The sequence below is a fragment of the Aerococcus sp. BD502 genome (assembly GCF_057919555.1).
This window is the reverse complement of record NZ_CP147972.1, coordinates 674400-693350: the sequence shown is the minus strand read 5'-3', so window position 1 is coordinate 693350 and position 18951 is coordinate 674400. Positions and strand designations below refer to the sequence as shown.

Genomic DNA, 18951 nt, shown 5'->3' with positions numbered 1-18951 from the left:
GAGACATGATGCGCCATAATATTGGCATTGATATCGGCTCGACCGCCTCAAAAGTGGTGGTCATGAATGAAGAGAAGAATGAAGTGCTGGCCAAGCGGGTGATACCCAGTGGCTGGAATATGCGAGAAACCAGTGAAAGCATTCGCCAGTGGCTAGACGAACGCGGTTATCTGGAAGGCGCGACCGTGGTGGGCACTGGTTATGGGCGCATTTCTGTTCCTTTTGCGGATCGGACCGTCACTGAGATTACCTGCCATGCCCGTGGTGCAGAATTTTTGAGTGGCCATACTTTAAATATCATTGATATTGGCGGCCAGGATACAAAATTTATTCTGCTGAAAAATGGGATTGTCAGTGACTTTTTGATGAATGATAAATGCGCTGCGGGGACGGGACGCTTTGTGGAGGTCATGGCGAACCGCCTGGGTCTCACTTTACAGGAGATGTTTTCCTATGCTGATGCCGGGTCCGAAGATTTAACCCTATCTTCGGTCTGTACCGTGTTTGCCGAGAGCGAGGTGATTTCCCTCATGGGGAAGGGCACCGATAAGAAAGACATTGCGGCCGCCGTGATCAATTCGATTACCGCTAAAGTCGCCGGCCTGGTGAAGCGGAAGCGAACTTTTGGCGACTACTTCCTGACGGGTGGCTTTGCGGGCAACCCTTTAATTTTACGGAAGCTTAAGGAACGTTTGGACGCCGATGTGCTGAGTGATGAGGACGGGCGCTTTGCAGGTGCGATCGGTGCAGCGCGGGAGGCGCGCTAATGGCCAGCTTAGAAGCCTTGGAGGCGAAATGGCTGGGGCAGGATTTTCGCCGGGAAGGCTTTATCAAAGCCCTTGCGCTCAGTGAAATGACGACCTTGGTGGCGGGCTTTGGCCAATTGCCTTGGGAATTGTTTTTTGCTTATGCTTGTGTTTTTCTTAGGGCCTATGGGGTGGATGCCCATATTATTGAACGCCCCTATCACCTGTGCCGGCAGCTGGCGTCGACTTTGGAATACCATCGGCAAGACCGCTGCCCTTATATGCATTTGGCAGAGGCTTATTTTGTGGATGGTTTTTGCCCGCTAAGGACGGAGGCCATTACAGCACATTTTTCGCCGGTTTTTGTTTGTCGAGATCTGGAAGAAACGGAAGCCAAGCTCCAGGCTTTCACCGGCCGGCAGCGCGATGACGACCGTTTGGGTCAGGCGGTTCACGTGAGCCAGCGCTGGTCACAACTGATTTTAGCCCTGCAGGAATCGGCCTACTCTGCCCGTGTCGTGAATCACTTGACCTATGCCAGCCAATTTATTTTTGATTTAGACGAGCGGCTGGCGATGCTGGCGGAAGCTTTGACGGACATTTTGGACTGGTCAGCAGACAATGACGGAAAGAAGAAGTCCAGTCCACTTTTGATGACGAATCAATTGACTGGCCTCACCGCACGAAACGGCCAAGAGCTCCTGGAAACCACTTGGGGCTGTGAGGATGACTTTCCTTATGTGAGTGCGGCGAGGGGCATGGCTTATTTAAAGGAAAAATATGGGAGAAAAAAGGAACCAGCCCAGCTAACGGTGGTAGGTTGCCAAAAATGGCCTGAAGCGCGGGTTGGCCATTATGAGGGAGAAGGAAGTGAAGGCAATGACAATTAAAACCGATGTTTGGTCGCAGATGACCATGGATTTGCAGCAATTGGAAATTGAGCAGGCGGAATTACCCCCACAATATCAACAATATTATGATGAAGGTGAAAGTCGGCCGCAGACGATGGCCGTTTTTGATGCGATTATTCAGGAGTTTGGGAATTCCCTTCTCCAGCACGTCTTAGATTTTCAAATCCAAGGGGGCAAGGTGGTAGGCACTTACTGTGCGCATATTCCTAACGACTTAATTTATGCGGCTGGCGCCTTGCCAATCGGCTTGTGCTCGGCGAATTCAACTTTTGCGAATATGGGGGAGCAATTCTTGCCTATTAACACTTGCCCCTTAGTGAAGGCTTCTTTGGCTGCGCGCTTGACGCATTCCTGCCCTTACGCCTCGGCGGCGGATTTGCTGGTGGGGGAGACGTCTTGTGACGCGAAAACGAAGGCCTGGCCCATCATGCAAGAAGACGCAGACATGTTTGTCCTGCAATTACCTAATCGGAAAACAGCGGCTGACTTTGCTAAATTTAAGAGCGAACTGTACAAATTAATGGCCTGCCTGGAAGAATTATCCGGGGAGAAAGTGACCTATGATTCCTTGCTGTATGCTATTAAAACTCTCAATGCGCAAAAACGGGCGATCAATCGGATGTGGAGTTATCGGAAGGGGGACAATATTCCCATCAGTGGGAAGGATTGCCTGATCGTTCAAGAATGCGCCAAATATATCACCCCCCTTCAGTACGAGGGCTTGGTGAACGACTTGTGTGAGGAATTGGATGAGCGTTTGGCCCGGGGTGAAGTGGTGGCCAATGCTGATACACCACGCATTATGCTGACAGGGTCTCCGATTGGCCTGCAGTCCTGGCATATTAATTCCGTGATTGAGCGCTGTGGGGGCATGGTCGTGGCCGAGGAAACGTGTGGCAGTACTCGCCTTTATGAGCGTTTGGTGAGTGAAGAGGGGAGCACCTTGGATGATTTAATGGATAATCTAACGGCCAAGTATTTTGGCAGCATTCACTGTGCTTGCTTTACCCCCAATCCGGGCCGCTTAGAGGATATTAGCCGCTTGCGCCAGGAATACCAAGTAGACGGGGTTATTGACGTGCACTTAAAATTCTGCCAGATTTTTGACGTGGAACATTACTTTGTCGAAAAGCGCATGGTGGAAGAAGGCATCCCCTGCATTGGCCTCGAGGTGGATTATGGCGATGATAGTTCCGGCCAATTGCTGACACGTTTAGAAGCTTTCTTGGAGATGATTGCCTGATGAGTGAAACTTACTTAGTGCTTTTCCCGGATGTGAAGAATGGCATGGGCCTCTACAAGGCCATGCAGCAGGCGGGCTTGCCCTGTGAAGTATCTTTCTCGCCGGCTAAGGTCGAGAAGATTTGCGGCATCACCGTACGCTTTCAGGATGCAAGATTAGAAGAAAAAATTCGTCAATTAGCGGCAGAGCAGAATTTGACGATTAGTCGAATTGTTTCGGCGGCAGAATTTGATACTTAACTTGAGCAGGTGACCGTACCTGCTTTTTTTAATTCTTGTAGCTTGTTTGTCCATTTTTTTATCAAAAAATAAATTTTGACGCCTGGCCTTTGCTTTTTATATAATAATAAGAAATCAACAAAAATGCTCTGGCTAGGAGGTTGTCATGCAAGGAAAAAGAAAAAAATTTAGTAGGAGAAAACATCTAATATATGCCGCCTTGCTGCTTTTGCTTATTTTAGTGGGCAGCACGATTGGGGTGGGGAATTATTTTGTGAACTATGCTCTGCTTCCTCAGCAAGGAGCAGAAGAGCGACAGGTGGAAAAGCCTCAGGAGTCCGCCGAAAGAGCGTCGGCTGTCGCCAAAATTGAGCGAAATAAGAAGCGTTTAGAAAATTGGCAGAGAACTTGGGAAAAAGAACATCAAGAAGTCATCGAACCGGTGGAGATTGAGAGTGCGGACGGTTTAAAACTGCGGGGCCATACCTACCGGCAGGAAAAGCCCACGGGACTTTGGCTCATTCTTGTGCATGGCTACCAGGCTCGGGAGGCTGACACCAAGCTTTTGCTGCCGGCCTTCTATGCCCAAGGCTACAATGTGCTCACGCTAAGCCTTCGGGCTACCCCACCAAGCGAGGGCAAGTATATCACCATGGGCGCCAAGGAGTCCCAGGACTTATTGACTTGGACGGACTGGCTCCTCCAAGAAGATCCCGACGCCGATATCATTTACCATGGGACTTCCATGGGGGGAGCCACCGTTTTGAATGCGGGTGATCAAGCCCCACCTGCCGTTAAGGCCATCATTAATGACTGTGGCTACAGCTCCAACTGGGCCATTTTTGCCAGTGAATTAAAGAAGCGTTTCAACTTACCCGCTGTCCCCATTTTGCCCATGGCGACAGTCATGGCCGGCCTCCGTGCGCACTACTGGCTGCCGTCCAATAAACCCATCGCCCATGTGGCCCGTTTCACCAAGCCCTTACTGACTATTCACGGGGACCAGGATGATTTTGTGCCCCTAGACATGGGTGCCGACATTCACGCAGCCCATCCCGGCCCCCACAAAGAATTCTGGCAAGTTCCAGGCGCTGGGCATAATGAGAGTCGCCTCCTCGCTCCCAAGGCCTATATCCAGCATATGACGGCTTTTTTACAGGAGCATGCTGCCTTAAAACATCATAAAGCTTTGAAGCCTATTGAAGGCATTCCTTGGCCAAAAGGCCTCTAAGTCCTATCTAAGGCGCTCATTTTGGGGTATAATGAAGGTGTTAAAACTTCTGGCTAGCCAGTTGGACAGGGCGGAGGATGAATGGATGCGGCATTGGTTTTTGCTATGGCTTGTTATTTTGCTCGCTTTACTTTATTTTTGGCTCAGTTTGGCTTGGGTGCAGGAGGCCAGCTTTCGAGACGTGTCCCAGAATACCTATGAAAATTACCGTGAGGAACAGATGGCACCAGATATTTTAAATTATGAAGCCTGGCGAGAGAGAATATTAAAGCATTAAAAAGGCCGCTCCGGGAGCGGCTTTTTAGCTAGCAAGAAGTTATTGCTAGTCCAGGTTTGAAGAGGCAGGAGCAAACTGCCTCTTATTATTGTGTGCTTTTGGGTCTGTTTAGCTTTTCTTTTGGAAGCTTTCCCAGTCTTTGAGGAAGGCAGCGAGGCCATTATCGGTGAGGGGATGGCTCCACAATTTGCTGAAGAGTTTGCCAGGAATTGTGGCTATATGTGCTCCGCAACGTGCTGACATGGCGACGTGTTCGGGGGTGCGGATACTGGCAGCGATAATTTCTGTATGGTAGCCATAGAAATCAAGAACATCACGTAAATCAGCAATGAGTTCGAAAGCATCCGTGCCAATATCTTCCAAACGGCCGATGAAGGGGCTGATATAGGTAGCGCCAGCCTTGGCAGCGAGTAGGCCTTGGTTCAAGCTAAAGACTAGGGTCACGTTGGTTTTAATGCCTTCGTTAGACAGGGTGTGGGTGGCTTCCAGGCCGGCTTCGGTCATTGGAATTTTTACCACCACGTTGGGTGCCCATTTGGCCAATTCGCGCGCTTCTTCGACCATTTCCTCAGCGGTCGTCCCAGTCACTTCCGCGCTGACAGGGCCTTCGACCGTCGCGCAAATTTCCTTGATGACCGTTTCGAAATCTTGGCCATTTTTAGCAATAATGGAAGGGTTCGTCGTCACACCATCCACCAAGCCTAGGGCATTCACGCGTTTGATTTCGGCCATATCTGCCGTATCCAAAAACATTTTCATGTCTGTAAAACTCCTCCTCATCGATGTAAAAACTGCATAAGTCAGATTCATTATAGCAGAGATTGACCCCCTTGTCGTCCCTTTGGCCTAGGCAAATTTTTTAGTTGACATTGCCCCAGCCGTTCGGTAAAGTATGCATGGTACAGTAATTGTATTTAAGGGTGTACGAAACTTGTACTCCCGCCGATGAAAGGGGAAATGGAGTGGATATGATGAGGAAGAAGAGCTTCTGGCTGAAGCTACTGCTTTTACTTTGCCTGCTGCCTTTAGTGGCTTGCCAAGGGCAAAAATCAGCGACGAAGGATAGTAAAGAGAGTGCTAGCACCGAGAAGACGGAGGCAGCTGACGAAAAAGACGCCGATCAGGCGGAAGGAAAAGTCACGATTGCCGTCAATGGCGATGCTAACCGGATCATCTGGGAAGATGTCAAAAAACGACTGAAAGCTGACGGTGTGGATTTAGACATTAAATCCATGACCGGCTGGGTGTCACCCAATGTGGCCGTCAAGGATGATGAAGCGGACCTTAATTGCTTCCAATATATTCCTTTCTTGAAGGATTTTAATGACTCCCACAATGCGGACTTGGTACCGATTGGCTATGCCTTCCTACCCCCCATCAGCATTTACGCCGTGCCTGAAATTAAGAGCTTGGACGATATTCCAGACGGGGCGAAATTTGCCTTGCCCGAAGACCCGGTCAATTTAGGCCACAGTCTCTTGGAAATCGAAAATGCCGGCTTGATTAAATTGAAGGATTCCGAAGCCACCGACATCACCTTGGATGACGTGGTGGAAAATCCGAAAAACCTCGACTTTATTTTACTCGATGGCCCCAACATTGCGCGCGCTCTAGGGGATGTGGACCTCATGATTACGGGGAGCACGGTCGCACGGGACGCCGAATTATCCGAAGACCAGGCCATCTACACCGAAGACGTCAACAAAACTTCCAACTACTATAAGGTAACGATCGTGGCCAAACGTGAGCGCAAGGACGATCCCCTTTTGAAAAAGGTCGTCGAAGCTTACAATGATCCGGCCACCGTGGAAGCCATGAAGAAAAACTTTGACGACACGGTTCTCCCTGCTTGGAGTGACGATGACCATCCGGTGGAAGATTACGATGGCTTAGTCGAGAAATTAGCAAAGGAAAAATAACACTTATTTTTTAGAAAAGAGGCAACACCATGAAAAAACGTTGGTTACTTTTACTATCGGTCCTCTCCGCCCTCCTATTTGCGGCTTGTGGCCAAGGTGGCGGTAGTGGCAAAGACGCTAAACCGGAAGCGAAAAAAAGCGAAGTCCAAAAGGCCAAAGTCGGTGTCGTGAGTGATACCAACCGCGTGATTTGGGCGGATGTGAAGAAACGCTTGAAGGATGAAGAAAATATTGACTTGGAAATTGTCACCATGGACGACTGGGTGACCCCTAACGTTGCTGTTCAAGAAGGGGAACTCGACATGAACTGCTTCGAGTACATTCCTTTCTTGCATGACTATAACGACGCCCATGACGCCGACTTGGTCCCTGTCGGCTATGCTTACTTGCCCCCAATTAGCATTTACGCCGTGGATTTCATTAAAAGCATTGACGATGTGCCAGAAGGGGCTAGCTTTGCCTTGCCCGAAGACCCGGTCAACTTGGGCCACAGTCTCTTAGAAATTGAAAAAGCCGGCCTCATTACCTTGAAGGCAACGGAAGTCGATAACCCTACTTTGGATGATATTGAAACGAACCCTAAAAACATTGAGTTCAAATTGCTCGAAGGCTCAAACATTGCCCGGGCTTTAGGGGACGTGGACCTCATGATTACGGGGAGCTCGGTGGCCGCTGACGCTGGCTATGATAAGGAAGACGCCGTTTATACGGAAGATCCAGAAAAAACATCCAACTACTACAAGGTTATGCTAGTGGTGAAACGAGACCGAGTCGATGATCCTTTGATTCAAAAAATCAAGAAAGCCTACCAAAGCGAAGAAACAAAGGCCACGATGAAGGAAAACTTCGACGACAACATTCTGCCCGCGTGGCCAGAAGATGATAAAGCCACCGCTGACTACGACGAATACGTCAAGAAATTAGAGGATGCCGGTAAATAGCATGCAGAACAGGAAGAAATTTTTAAAACTCAAACGTTGGCTGTTGGCCCTGATGGCTTTGGCTTTGCTTTTTGTGACGGCCTGCCAAGGCGGTGAAAGTCAGGACAGGAAATCGGCAGCCCAGGAGGAAAAATCAAAAGAGCCCACTACGGTGAAGCTCGCAGTCGGTGGTGAACTGGGACGGGTGATTTGGGAAGACGTTAAAAAACGTTTGCAGGACGACAATATTAACTTGGAATTGGTCGTCATGACCGACTGGGTCACCCCTAATGTCGCCGTGAAGGAAGGGGAAGTGGATCTCAATGCTTTCCAATATATGCCTTTCCTCTATGACTTCAATAAATCTCATGATGCTGACCTGGTTCCTATTGGCTATGCCACCCTGCCCCCGATCAGTATTTATGCGGTGGATTCCATTAAAAGCCTAGACGATATTCCAGACGGTGCCAGTATCGCTATGCCGGAAGACCCGGTGAATGTGGGTCACAGCTTGCTAGAAATGGAAAAAGCCGGCCTTCTGACCTTGAATGCCACGGAGGCCGACAATCCGACTCTGGATGATGTGAAAACCAATCCAAAAAATTTAGACTTCAAATTAATGGATGGGGCGACGATGGCGCGGGCGCTTGGCGATGTCGATATGATCATCACCGGCAGTGCCATGGCGGCTGACGCTGATATCGGCCAGGAGTCAGCCATCTACACCGAAGATCCGGATGAAACTTCGAACTACTATAAGGTGATGATGGTCACCCAACGTGCTAAGAAGGATGACCCGGCCATTCAAAAAGTCTTAAAAGCCTATCAGAGCGATGAGACGAAGAAAATTATGAAAGAAAACTTTGGCGATGATATTATTCCTGCTTGGAAGGAAGGACAAGATCCCGTCAAAGACTATGATGAATTGGCTAAAATCTTAGACGAGCAAAATAAGAAATAGGGGACTTGCCTAGGTTGGCGAACAACAAAGCCTAGGCAGGAAAAATGTTTTGTCCCTTTTACTCACCTCACTTGCCCAGGGAAGGCTCCTTGCTTCCCTGGGTTTTTTAGGAGCCAGAACAGCTGTACTTTCATCCTGTAAGTATTCCCTTTTCTTTGCTATAATGTAAGCGACTCTAGGAGGGTGATATTTTGAAGCGAGGGATCAATTGGAAAACGCTGGGACGAACATGCGGTTTTGTGCTGCTCGTTTTGGCCACCATTTTTATTTTTAGTTACTTTAAGCCGGAATTGGTGCGGGAAATTGTCTTGACCCATCCCTATTCCGAACTGATTTACGTGCTACTCTGGACCTTTTTGCCGATTGGCTTCTTTCCAGTTTACTTTCTGGCTTTTGCGGGGGGCATGGGCTATGGCATGCTGAAGGGCTGCTTGCTCACCATGGTGGGGACGACTTTTAACATGACCTTAATGTTCTTCATTTCCCGCTACCTCTTCCGGGAGCCGGTGCAAAATTTTGTGTTCAGCCGCTACCCGCAAGTGAAGCGCACACTGACGCAAAACAAGCGGGGCTTGCGCATTGCCTTGGTGGTGGCGCGCCTGATGCCCCTGATTCCCTATAACGTGGAGAATTACGCTTTTGGCCTGACCGACATGAATTACTGGGAATACATCATCATTTCCTTCTTCATGATTCTGCCGGGGAACGTCATCTACGTCAATGTGGGCGATAAAATGCTGGATACCAAGTCGCCGTCTTTTATTATTTCTATTATTTTGATGCTTTTACTCATTTTTGGGACCGTCTTCTTAGCCCGTTTCTTAAATACCGACGACAAGGAAAAGAAGGAAGACGTCAGGTAAAACTCTTCGCCGACGCCCTTAGGAAAGGATGGAAAACATGAAAAAATATTTCAAACGCTACTCACACTGGGGCCTGCTCCTGTCACTTCTCTTTATGTTAGGAGCTTGTGGCACGGGTGATTCCGCCAAAGACCAGCCGGCCGACTCGCCCAAGACCGAGCAACAGTCGACTGGGAAAACCGATGAGAAAGCTGACGCTGAAGAAGACTTGACGGCCTTAGACTTCGATGCTTTAAAGGAAAAAGCGGCAGGCCAAACCGTCAACTTCTACGGCTGGGGTGGCGATGAGAAGTTGAACAACTGGATCGATAAGGTTTATGCCCCAAAAATGAAGGCAGACTATGATGTCACCATTAATCGCGTACCCATGGATATTGAGCAAATTTTAAGCCAATTATCCGGGGAAAAACAAGCCGGCACGACGGAGAGTGACATTGATATGATTTGGATTAACGGGGAAAACTTCAAAACGGCGAAGGAAAATGACTTCCTCTACGGGCCTTTTGTGGATGCCCTCCCCAACTACCAGGACTATGTGGACGCGGATAATGTCGAAAACCAAAAGGACTTCGGCTTCCCGATTGATGGTTTGGAGGCGCCTTTTGGCAAGGCCCAACTCGTTATGCTCAAGGATAGCGATAAGGCCCCTGAAGAAATTCATAATGCAGAGGATTTTGCTGACTTTGTGAAGGCCCATCCTGGTGAAGTGACCTATCCAGCCCTGCCTGACTTTACGGGCAGTGCCTTTGTTCGCAATATTATTTACGAATTTGTTGATCCGGAAAAATTCCAAGACGACAGCCTGGTGGATGACGAAGAAAAAGTGCGCCAACTCGTCCAACCGGCCATGGACTACTTGCGCGACTTAAAACCTTACCTCTGGAATGAAGGGCAAAGCTTCCCCAGTAGTGCGACGGAACAAGAAAACATGTACGAAGACGGCGAGCTGGTTTTCCATGTGAGCTACGGCTCCTTCATCAATGCGCTTGGCCTCGAGCAAGGCCGCTACCCCAAAGGCAGTGAAACGGTCATCTTCGACCAGGGTACCATTGGGAATACCAACTTCCTCGCTATCGGAAAAAATGCTAAAGACAAGGCCGGGGCCATGGTCGCCATTAATGAAATGCTGTCGCCGGAAATGCAATTGTCCCGCTATGAAAACCTCAAAGTCTTGCCCGTCTTAGCGCCAGATAAATTATCTGCAGAAGACCAAAAAGCCTTCAAGGATGTTGAAATTGGCGAAGGCGTCATCCCTCAAGACGAGCTCTTAGAAAAACGCTTGCCCGAAATGCCCGCTGGCCTTGTCCCTATGATTGAAGACATTTGGTTAGAAGAAGTGGCGGGTAAGTAATGAAGGAAAAGACTCCTTTGACTCTCTGGCTCCTGCCCCAAATCACCCTCACCCTGCTTTTGGGGTGGGGGCTTTTGGCTGGTTTGAGCCAGAGCTTTGGCTACCTGCCGGCCTTGGGCTTGACGAAGTGGACGACTCATTACTATGAGGCCCTGTTCAAACGGCCGGATTTTTGGCAAAGTCTCGGCTTTAGCCTCCGGATCGCGGCTTCTTCCTCAGTTTTAGCCTTGTTTTTAGGCGTGGGCTTGGTTTACCTCTTGCTCCATGTGTTCAAGCGGGCCGACCGCGCGCTCAGCCTCCTGCAATTGCCTATTATTATGCCGCATTTAATTGTGGCCCTGTTGACGCTCCTAATATTCTCCCAAAGCGGCCTCTTAGTGCGGCTTTTATCGCAGCTGGGCATTAGTGGGGCGAAAGCTTGGATCAAGCCGCTTACCATGGATCCCCACGGTAACGGTATTATCCTGAGCTACTTGTGGAAGGAAATTCCCTTTATCACTTTTTTTGCCTATGAACCTCTGAAGGCCATTGATGAGCGCTATGGGGAGGCGGCGCAAACGCTGGGAGCGAGTCCTTGGCGCAGTTTTCTGACCGTGACTTTGCCTTTATGCCGGCAGACGCTGGCGACCGCTTTTTTAATTATTTTCATGTTTGCCTTGGGTGCTTATGAATTGCCTAGCCTGCTTGGACCGACGCTCCCGAAAAGCTTGCCGGAGCGGGCTTATATCGACTACATCCATCCCGATTTAACCCACCGACCCTATGCCATGGCGGTTAACGGCACCATTCTGCTTTTAGGTGTGTTGGCCTTAGCCCTCTACTTACTGGTCAGCATCCGCCGGCAAAGGAGGCGGTCCTCATGAGGCGAAAAATCAAGCAGGGCCTCATCTTACTGGGGCTCATGGCTGTCATCCTTTGGCCCCTGCTGTTACTCGGCTTGTGGACGGTGGTCGCCCGCTGGCCTTACCCGAATTTGTGGCCGACTGCTTTTTCCCTACGCGGCTTGAAGCAACTCCATACTCAATGGGGGCAAGTGGCGCCTGTTTTAGGCCAGAGCTTTCTTTTGTCTCTGGGGGTGGGGCTTTTATCTCTCGTGATCAGCCTACTGAACGCCCGTTTCTATGTGCAAACCACGGCTTGGGGGCGGCGCTGGCTTTCGATGCTTATGTTTCTCCCCATGCTGATTCCGGCCACGGTGTTTGGCATGGGCATTCATACGCCCTTCCTCCGGCTGGGCTTAGCCAATACTATTCCGGGGGTTTTACTGGTGCATTTGCTCTATTCCCTGCCTTATGCGAATTTTCTCGTGTGCGAGGCCTACCAAAATATTGGCCTTGGCTTAGAGGAGGAAGCCCAAACACTCGGAGCTAGTCCCTTTCAGGCCTTTCGCTTGGTGACCTTGCCCCTGCTCGCTCCCGTCCTCCTCACGGCCATGGTCATGGCGTATATCGTGTCTTTCAGCCAGTACTTCCTCACCCTACTTATTGGCGGCGGGGTGGTGCGGACCTATGCGCTCATCATGTACCCTTACTTGCAGGCCAATGACCGCACGATTGCCAGTGTGTTTAGCCTGGTTTTCCTATTGTTTACCTGCCTAGTTTTTGCCTTAGGACGGTTTTTGGTGCGCTGGTGCCAGAGACACTTGTTGCAAAGGGAAGCCTTGGGAAAGGAGTGTAAGCATTGAGTCTCAACATTGAAAAGCTATCAGTAGCGCTCGGCGGGCGAGATGTTTTACGAAATTTGACGTTACAAGTTAAAACGGGGGAAATTTTTACGGTGCTCGGCCCCTCTGGCGTGGGAAAAACGACCTTACTGAAGGCCTTGGCTGGCCTTATTACCAGCCAAGTTCAGACGATGACTTTAGGGGGACAGGATCTCAAGCCCCTGCCCACACAAAAGCGCCCCATCGCCTTTGTTTTCCAAGACTTGCGGCTCTTCCCGCATCTGAGCGTTTTTGATAATATTGCCTTTCCATTGAAAATGCAGGGCGTACCTAAAAAATTTTGGGACGGACGGGTCAAGAAATTGCTTGGCGAGGTGCAGCTCCAAGGCTTTGAACAGCGAGAAATTGCCTCCTTATCAGGAGGGCAACAGCAGCGGGTCGCCATTGCCCGTGCTTTAGCTCAGGAACCTGAGCTTTTACTTTTGGATGAGCCTTTTTCCAGTTTGGACGAGGCCCTCAGGTTAGAAATGCGCGAATTATTAACAACGCTTCGTGACAAACATCAATTAACTTGCCTCCTCATTACCCATGATAAGAATGAGGCCGTGCAGCTGTCCGATCGCCTAGCTGTATTGAGTCCCCAAGGCTTAGAGCAGGTGGGCACGCCGAGAGAACTTCTGCTTGAGCCCAAGAATTTAACGGTGGCCCAGTATTTTGGCACTGTCAATATTTTAAAGGGCGTGGTCAAAAATGGTGAGTTTAAAGGGGCCTTTACCTTGCCGGTGGCTCCGCAGTCTCCCCAGCAGCATGATGGTTTAGCCTGGGGCATTCTCCGGCCGGATCAGTTGACTTTAAAGGCTGCTGGTCAAGCTTGGGAGGTCACCGAGCGCCTGCAGCAGGTTGAATTCGCCCAAGTGAGCGTTAGGAAGGGGACAGAGGTCTTACGCGTGACCCTGCCGCCCCAAGCCGCCTTTGTGGTGGGGGACTCGGTGGCTGTACATTGTGAGAAGGAGGCGATCTGGTGCCTGCCGCGGACTTGACGTCATTTATTTCCTGATAAAAAGCCGATTTTCTTTACTTGCTTACAGGTCTGTGCTATGGTGAATGATGTGAGTATTTTAAAGGAGGAAGACAAGTGCATAAAACACTGAAGAAATGGACGAGCTGGTTTTTAGCCTTAATGGCGACCTTGTTCCTACTCGCAGCTTGCGGCCAAGGTGGCGGGCAAGAAGCAGAGTCTAAGGCACCAGCTGAAGAAACGAGCGTTGAGGAGTCTAAGGCTGGCTCAGCAGACGCTAAAGATGAAGATAAAGAAGCGGCGGAGGAAGACGCCGATAAGGAAAAAGACACCGAAGCCAAGGCAGGCACCTTGCGCGTGGTAACGACTTCCGAACGTTACGTGCCTTTCTTTGAGAAATTTACCCAGGAAACGGGCGTTGACGTTGAATTTCTTTCCATGTCCAGTGGGGAAGTGCTCTCCCGCATGGAAGCTGAACAGGGTGAACCGATGGCAGACTTATGGTTTGGCGGCGGCTTAGATGCCTTCATGTCTGCTAAAGACAAAGGCCTGCTCGAGCAAATCGATAGCGAAGCGGTCAAAGCCCTGCCCAAAGCTTACCGCGATGAAGACGGCTACTGGCTCTCCAAGGGCTTGACCGTTGGCGGCTTACTGGTGAATGATAAAGTCTTAGAAGAAGAAGGCCTAGATAAGCCTGAAACGTGGGACGACCTTGCGAAACCGGAATATGAAGGGGAAATCATTATGTCCGATCCCTCCGTTTCTGGCACCATGTACGCCATTGTTAAAGGCCTCCTCGACTTAAAAGGTGAAGAAGGCTGGGACTATTGGGCTAAAGTCGATAAAAATATTCCTTTCTACGGCAAACGTGGGAAAGACCCGGAAGAAAAAACCGCTGCGGGTGAATTCGCTATTGGCCTCGTGCCACTGGACGAAGCGACCTTCAAAACCGCTGAAGAAAATGGCCTCTCGGCTGTTTATCCCAAAGACGGTGTCCCCTGGGTACCAGAAGGGGTGGCCGTTTTTAAGGATGCCGCTAATGCGGATGCAGCCAAGGAGTTCATCGAATTTTTCTTGAAACCTGAAAACCTCTCCGAACTGGCGAAGTTAGACGGTAAAGACACGGCCCAAACCTTGAAACCTGATGAAGTTGAGGGCTTAGATTTAGGCCTTGACAAAGACCAGCTCATTGACCAAGACCTGAGCACATTCGGTACTGATCGGGATAGTATTCTCGAAAAATGGGCTGAAATGACCGAAGGTAAGGAAACGAAATAACCAAAAGAAGGCTGGGCAACCAGCCTTTTTTCTTTACTCGTATGTTGGAGGTGACTTATGGCAAAATGGAGTCAACGGGGGCTTCGGCTCACTTTGGTTCTGCTGATTCTCTTATTTATTTTATATCCCTTGCTGACGGTGTTTCGCCAGGCCTTCCGCCAAGACGGGCACTGGAGTCTGGAACCGCTCCTAGCCTACGTGACGGGGCACAGCACTTTAATCAAGCAGACGCTCATTGTGGCGGCCTTAGTAATGCTCTTGACCACTTTACTCGCGGTAGCCATGGCCGTCACCTATTACTTGGCGACTGCTTTCTGGCAGCGGCTGATGCGACTATTTCTTCTGGTCACCCTGATTTCTCCGCCCTTTATCAGTGCCTTGGCCTATATTCACCTTTTTGGTCGGCGAGGCCTCATCACCTACCGCCTTTTGGGGCTGCGCCTGAATCCTTATGGGCTGTGGGGCATTGTCGCTATGGAGACTTTGGGCTTTGTATCCTTTGCGAGCTTTCTCTTGATCAATGCCTTGGAGCGGACGGACCATGAACTTTTAGAGAGTGCTTATTCCTTAGGCGCTCGCACCAGTCAGGTGATTAGAACGGTCCTCCTGCCACTTATTCGGCCGACAATTTTTGTGGTTATGCTCCTAACCTTTATTCGGGCTTTGGCGGACTTTAGCACGCCGACGATTATTGGTGGTAATTATAATGTTTTAGCGACCGAGGCCTACCTCAGCATGATTGCCTACGGGAAGCCGGGGACGGCAGCAGTGATTAATGTGTTGCTATTAATGCCGGCACTAATAGCTTTTTACTTCTATCGCAAGGAAAATGCCAAGGCCATTAGCAGTGGCAGTGGGCAAAGTCAGGGCTCTGGCCAGCGCCAGGGTGGGGGCTGGCTGCTGCGGCTTTTCCAGGGCTTGAGCAGTTTTTTCCTGGTGATGATTGGTGCCCAGTATGGCACGGTTATTTTCATGGCTCTTAGCCAAAGACGGCAGGGTGTGGTGCATCTGACGCTGGATAATTTTAGGGCTGCCTGGCCCTACTTCCGTAGTGTGGCAACACGCTCCATCCTCTATGCCCTGATCACCGCCGTGGGAGCTGTTTTCCTTTGCAGCTTGCTGGCTTACTTCCTCCACATTCAAAAAGTTCGCTACTTGGACACGGTAGAAGGCATAGCGACCTTGCCTTATATTATTCCCGGCTCGTTTTTCGGCTTGGGCTATATTCTTGCCTTCTCCGGCCAGCCATTTTTTTGGACGGGCACAGCCACGATTGTCGTATTAAATATGTTATTTAAACTACTGCCCCTCACCAGCAAGCTCCTCGGCAATGCGGCGGCTGGGCTTGAACCCAGTATTTTTGAGGCCAGCCGCGACTTAGGCGGCCCTTGGTACCAGGAATACTTGCGCCACTTCCTGCCTTTAGCCTGGCCCAATATCCAATTGGCTCTGATCCACGGCTTCATCAGTTCCATGACCACGATTGGCTCCATTATTTTCCTGATTTACCCCGGACAAAAGGTGTTAACCTTGGTGCTGTTTGAACTCATTGGCAGTGCCAAGTACGACATAGCTGCGGCTCTGACTTGCTGGATGATGCTGATTTGCTTGGCTTTTGCCGGTTTCATGCAATTGCCCAGATTTTGGAAAGGAGGGCATCATGCTCTTAGACGTTCGTGATTTAAGTAAGGCCTTTGGGGAGAAAGAAGTTCTATCTCATCTGGACTTTTCCGTGGCAGAAGGGGAAATTATCGCCGTATTAGGCCCCTCCGGCTGTGGGAAAACGACGCTACTCCGTTGCTTAGCCGGTTTTGAGGCCGTGACGGGGGGAGAAATGCTTTTAGTAGGGCGGAAAATGAATGATCTCTTACCCCAAGACCGCCCCATTTCTACTGTTTTTCAAGCTTTTGGCCTCTTCCCCCATCTCAATGTCTTTGACAATGTGGCTTATGGTCTCTGCATGCAAGGGGTGAAGCGGTCAGAACGCCAGGAGCGGGTGGAGCGGGTCTTAGAATTAGTGGCCCTCAAAGCTTATGCCCAAGCTCGCATTCAAGCCCTCTCTGGTGGCCAGCAGCAGCGCGTGGCCTTGGCGAGAAGTCTGGTGATACAGCCGGCTCTCTTGCTCTTGGACGAGCCCTTTTCTAGCTTGGACCAGCAATTGCGCACCCGCATGCACCGGCAAGTGAAGGAAATTCTTAGGGAAGCAGGGACGACTAGTCTGCTGGTGACCCATGATCAGGCCGAGGCTTTTACGCTAGCAGATCGCATTATTGTTCTCCACGACGGCGTGATCCAGCAAATTGGGACCGCCCAGGAGCTTTATGAAGCACCTCAGACGCCTTTTGTTTTAAACTTCATTGGCCAGGTGAATCGCCTAGGCGACGGGCTTTATGTGCGTCCAGAAGCGGTTTGCTTAGCCAAAACACCGCAAGCTCATTTTAAAAAAGCAGCACTTCGCCGCCTGCTCTACCTCGGTGGTCAAGTGCTTTATGAGTTAAAAACAGCGGAGGGAGAGCTGCTAAAAGCCAGTCGCCAAACTTTGCTGCCTGGTGTTACAGAAGGCGACACCCTCTATTACTCCTACCAAGCACAAAAATTGTAAGCAAAAAGCCTGCTCCCCAGAGGATGCAGGCTTATTTTTTGCCCAAAATGAAGCTTAACGCAAGCGCCGACGGAAGGGCCGGACCTCCACCAAAATAATGCCCACAAAAATACAGGCTGCTCCAACCAAGAGGGACTGGGTGATGGGCTCGTCTAAAATGAGAATTGCTCCCAGACTGCCGAAAAGAGCCTCAGTAGCCAAGATGACAGCGACTTGCGTACTTTCAACAAAACTTTGTGCCCAAGTTTGAATGCCAAAGGCGACTAGTGTGCAGACGGGACCCAGGAAAAGAATAGAGGAGATTGCCCCCAGTGACCAGTCAAATTGCCACTCGCCCCGGACCAGGACAGCCAGCCAGCCGAAGATGGCCGCTATCCCCATTTGAATAACGACCATGTGATTGGTGGGGACGTCGTCTAAATACTTGTCGATGAAGTAAACTTGGAGGGCAAAAAAAACAGCTCCCAAAAGCGATATGGGATCCCCCAAGCTAAAGCCTCCCGTGCGTAGGTCACCCGATAAGAATGCGATGCCGGCTAGGGTAATAATGGCCGCCGCAATGGCGTGCTTACTGACCTGGCGCTTGAGGAGGAACCAACTGAGGAAGGGCACCATAATAATACTCGTAGCCGTCAGGAAGGCATTTTTCGAGGTGGTAGTGAATTGCAGGCCAATGGTTTGACAAGCAATGCCCAAGAATAAGGACAGGCCCACTAGCCCGCCCCCCTTAAAAGCTGTCCGGCTAAAGTCCTTGATTTGCCGGTGAAAAATGACTGCAGCGAGGATAAAAGCGGTTGTAAAACGGAGGGCAATAATTTGAAAAGGGGAGTAATACCGTAAGGCGATGGCACTCGCAACAAAACTACCGCCCCAAATAATAGCAACGAGAAATAAGGATACTTGACCGAGAAATTTCTTCATATCATCACCTCTTAACATGCAAGAGCCACTGCTCAGAGAATACAACAACCACAAAAAAAGCTAAGTAACTTAGCTCATTTTTGCTTAGGAAAGCTCCCTCAGCACCATAATGAAAGGGCTTAAAAATATTTCCATATCTCTAGTATACGCTTCTTTTTTAACTTTGGCTAGCGTGTTGAAGAAAAGAATACTGGTATTTGCTTGCTTTGCTTTTGAAAATATCATATGCCATCACTAAGGAAATTTTACTAATATTTAACTTGATAAATAATTATATTAGTAGTATAATAAACGAAATAAAAATAAGGAGGCGCTACCATGCGCTGGAAAAAGGTGTTGCTAGCGGTTGCTGGTGTAGGGTTTTTGCTCTCTTCCTATCATTTTTGCTCTGTGGTGGAAGCGGCCGATGGGCAAGCAGTGGTTAGCAGTAGTGAGCAGGAAAAGAAGTCAGAGGGCCATACGATCTATGAAGGGAAGGTCACAGGGCCTTGGACAACTGATGGGACGCGGGCTTTGTCGCTGGGGAAAAAGACGCGTTACCCTGATGAAGGGGGTACCTGGTCCTATGGTTTTTGGAATGTAAAAGTGCGCTCATAATATAAAGTCAATCGCTGTCACGGCAGTACGGTTAAGCTCAATGGTAAAGTGAGTCGTTCCATTAATACTGCTGCTAACTATTGGTCCTATGCTGAACTGTGGGCGGTGAATACACCACGCGCCTCCGATGAGTATTACTATCGTTTGTGCCGTTAAACTCGGCTTGGAAAAGGGCAGGTGAGGGCCTGCCCTTTTTACCTAGCTAAAATTCTGATTCGAGAGGTGGGAGAGG

20 protein-coding genes and 1 pseudogene are annotated in these 18951 nt (G+C 49.8%); 19 read left to right on the top strand and 2 right to left on the bottom strand.

Annotated features, from left to right (window positions below; all coding sequences use genetic code 11):
* Window positions 1-8: 8 nt before the first annotated feature.
* The 6 genes from WF803_RS03305 (at window position 9) to WF803_RS03280 (ending at window position 4626) form a co-directional block, all read left to right on the top strand.
* Window positions 9-767: an acyl-CoA dehydratase activase gene (locus WF803_RS03305; protein WP_489611698.1), complete on the top strand. Its 759-nt coding sequence runs from the start codon at window positions 9-11 to the stop codon at window positions 765-767.
* Complete coding sequence (locus WF803_RS03300; RefSeq protein ID WP_489611697.1) at window positions 767-1636, top strand: hypothetical protein; 870 nt, start codon at window positions 767-769, stop codon at window positions 1634-1636. Before WF803_RS03305 ends, WF803_RS03300 begins: the two co-directional genes overlap by 1 nt.
* Window positions 1626-2900 (top strand): double-cubane-cluster-containing anaerobic reductase, encoded by a 1275-nt coding sequence (locus WF803_RS03295; RefSeq protein WP_489611696.1) that lies wholly within the window; start codon window positions 1626-1628, stop codon window positions 2898-2900. Before WF803_RS03300 ends, WF803_RS03295 begins: the two co-directional genes overlap by 11 nt.
* Window positions 2900-3139 (top strand): putative Se/S carrier-like protein, encoded by a 240-nt coding sequence (locus WF803_RS03290; protein WP_489611695.1) that lies wholly within the window; start codon window positions 2900-2902, stop codon window positions 3137-3139. Before WF803_RS03295 ends, WF803_RS03290 begins: the two co-directional genes overlap by 1 nt.
* A 145-nt stretch (window positions 3140-3284) precedes the next feature.
* A complete protein-coding gene (locus WF803_RS03285) occupies window positions 3285-4349 on the top strand; it encodes an alpha/beta hydrolase (protein ID WP_489611694.1) in 1065 nt (354 codons plus the stop codon).
* A 31-nt stretch (window positions 4350-4380) separates the two neighbouring features.
* Complete coding sequence (locus tag WF803_RS03280; protein ID WP_489611693.1) at window positions 4381-4626, top strand: hypothetical protein; 246 nt, start codon at window positions 4381-4383, stop codon at window positions 4624-4626.
* A gap of 108 nt (window positions 4627-4734) precedes the next feature.
* On the opposite strand, the gene fsa is transcribed toward WF803_RS03280, so the two are convergent.
* The gene (fsa, locus tag WF803_RS03275) at window positions 4735-5385 is read right to left on the bottom strand and encodes a fructose-6-phosphate aldolase (protein ID WP_489611692.1); all 651 of its coding nucleotides are present in this window, start codon (window positions 5383-5385) and stop codon (window positions 4735-4737) included.
* Between the two features lie 212 nt (window positions 5386-5597).
* Between fsa and WF803_RS03270 the strand changes: the two genes are divergently transcribed.
* From WF803_RS03270 to WF803_RS03220, 11 genes are all read left to right on the top strand, one after another.
* The gene (locus tag WF803_RS03270; protein WP_489611691.1) at window positions 5598-6545 is read left to right on the top strand and encodes a MetQ/NlpA family ABC transporter substrate-binding protein; all 948 of its coding nucleotides are present in this window, start codon (window positions 5598-5600) and stop codon (window positions 6543-6545) included.
* 29 nt (window positions 6546-6574) lie between these two features.
* Complete coding sequence (locus WF803_RS03265; RefSeq protein ID WP_489611690.1) at window positions 6575-7486, top strand: MetQ/NlpA family ABC transporter substrate-binding protein; 912 nt, start codon at window positions 6575-6577, stop codon at window positions 7484-7486.
* Window position 7487: 1 nt separating this feature from the next.
* Window positions 7488-8426 (top strand): MetQ/NlpA family ABC transporter substrate-binding protein, encoded by a 939-nt coding sequence (locus WF803_RS03260; RefSeq protein ID WP_489611689.1) that lies wholly within the window; start codon window positions 7488-7490, stop codon window positions 8424-8426.
* Between the two features lie 191 nt (window positions 8427-8617).
* The gene (locus WF803_RS03255; protein ID WP_489611688.1) at window positions 8618-9289 is read left to right on the top strand and encodes a TVP38/TMEM64 family protein; all 672 of its coding nucleotides are present in this window, start codon (window positions 8618-8620) and stop codon (window positions 9287-9289) included.
* Between the two features lie 37 nt (window positions 9290-9326).
* Entirely contained in the window at window positions 9327-10640 is a 1314-nt protein-coding gene (locus WF803_RS03250; RefSeq protein ID WP_489611687.1) for an ABC transporter substrate-binding protein, read from the top strand.
* Window positions 10640-11503: an ABC transporter permease gene (locus WF803_RS03245; protein ID WP_489611686.1), complete on the top strand. Its 864-nt coding sequence runs from the start codon at window positions 10640-10642 to the stop codon at window positions 11501-11503. The genes WF803_RS03250 and WF803_RS03245 overlap by 1 nt, the downstream gene beginning before the upstream one ends.
* Window positions 11500-12324 carry an ABC transporter permease gene (locus WF803_RS03240; protein WP_489611685.1) on the top strand — a complete coding sequence of 275 codons (825 nt, stop codon included), beginning with the start codon at window positions 11500-11502 and terminating at the stop codon, window positions 12322-12324. The genes WF803_RS03245 and WF803_RS03240 overlap by 4 nt, the downstream gene beginning before the upstream one ends.
* Window positions 12321-13343, top strand: a complete 1023-nt coding sequence (locus WF803_RS03235; protein WP_489611684.1) for an ABC transporter ATP-binding protein — start codon at window positions 12321-12323, stop codon at window positions 13341-13343. The genes WF803_RS03240 and WF803_RS03235 overlap by 4 nt, the downstream gene beginning before the upstream one ends.
* A 95-nt stretch (window positions 13344-13438) precedes the next feature.
* Entirely contained in the window at window positions 13439-14599 is a 1161-nt protein-coding gene (locus WF803_RS03230; protein WP_489611683.1) for an extracellular solute-binding protein, read from the top strand.
* 57 nt (window positions 14600-14656) lie between these two features.
* Window positions 14657-16279 carry an ABC transporter permease gene (locus WF803_RS03225; protein WP_489611682.1) on the top strand — a complete coding sequence of 541 codons (1623 nt, stop codon included), beginning with the start codon at window positions 14657-14659 and terminating at the stop codon, window positions 16277-16279.
* Entirely contained in the window at window positions 16260-17201 is a 942-nt protein-coding gene (locus WF803_RS03220; RefSeq protein ID WP_489611681.1) for an ABC transporter ATP-binding protein, read from the top strand. Before WF803_RS03225 ends, WF803_RS03220 begins: the two co-directional genes overlap by 20 nt.
* A 54-nt stretch (window positions 17202-17255) precedes the next feature.
* Here the strand turns inward: WF803_RS03220 and WF803_RS03215 are convergent, their stop codons facing one another.
* Complete coding sequence (locus WF803_RS03215; protein WP_489611680.1) at window positions 17256-18122, bottom strand: DMT family transporter; 867 nt, start codon at window positions 18120-18122, stop codon at window positions 17256-17258.
* Between the two features lie 318 nt (window positions 18123-18440).
* On the opposite strand from WF803_RS03215, the gene WF803_RS03210 reads away from it, so the two are divergent.
* Both WF803_RS03210 and WF803_RS03205 read left to right on the top strand, forming a co-directional pair.
* Window positions 18441-18719: a hypothetical protein gene (locus WF803_RS03210; RefSeq protein WP_489611679.1), complete on the top strand. Its 279-nt coding sequence runs from the start codon at window positions 18441-18443 to the stop codon at window positions 18717-18719.
* A gap of 21 nt (window positions 18720-18740) precedes the next feature.
* Window positions 18741-18875 (top strand): annotated as a pseudogene (locus WF803_RS03205) (hypothetical protein); the annotation flags it as partial.
* Window positions 18876-18951: the final 76 nt, after the last annotated feature.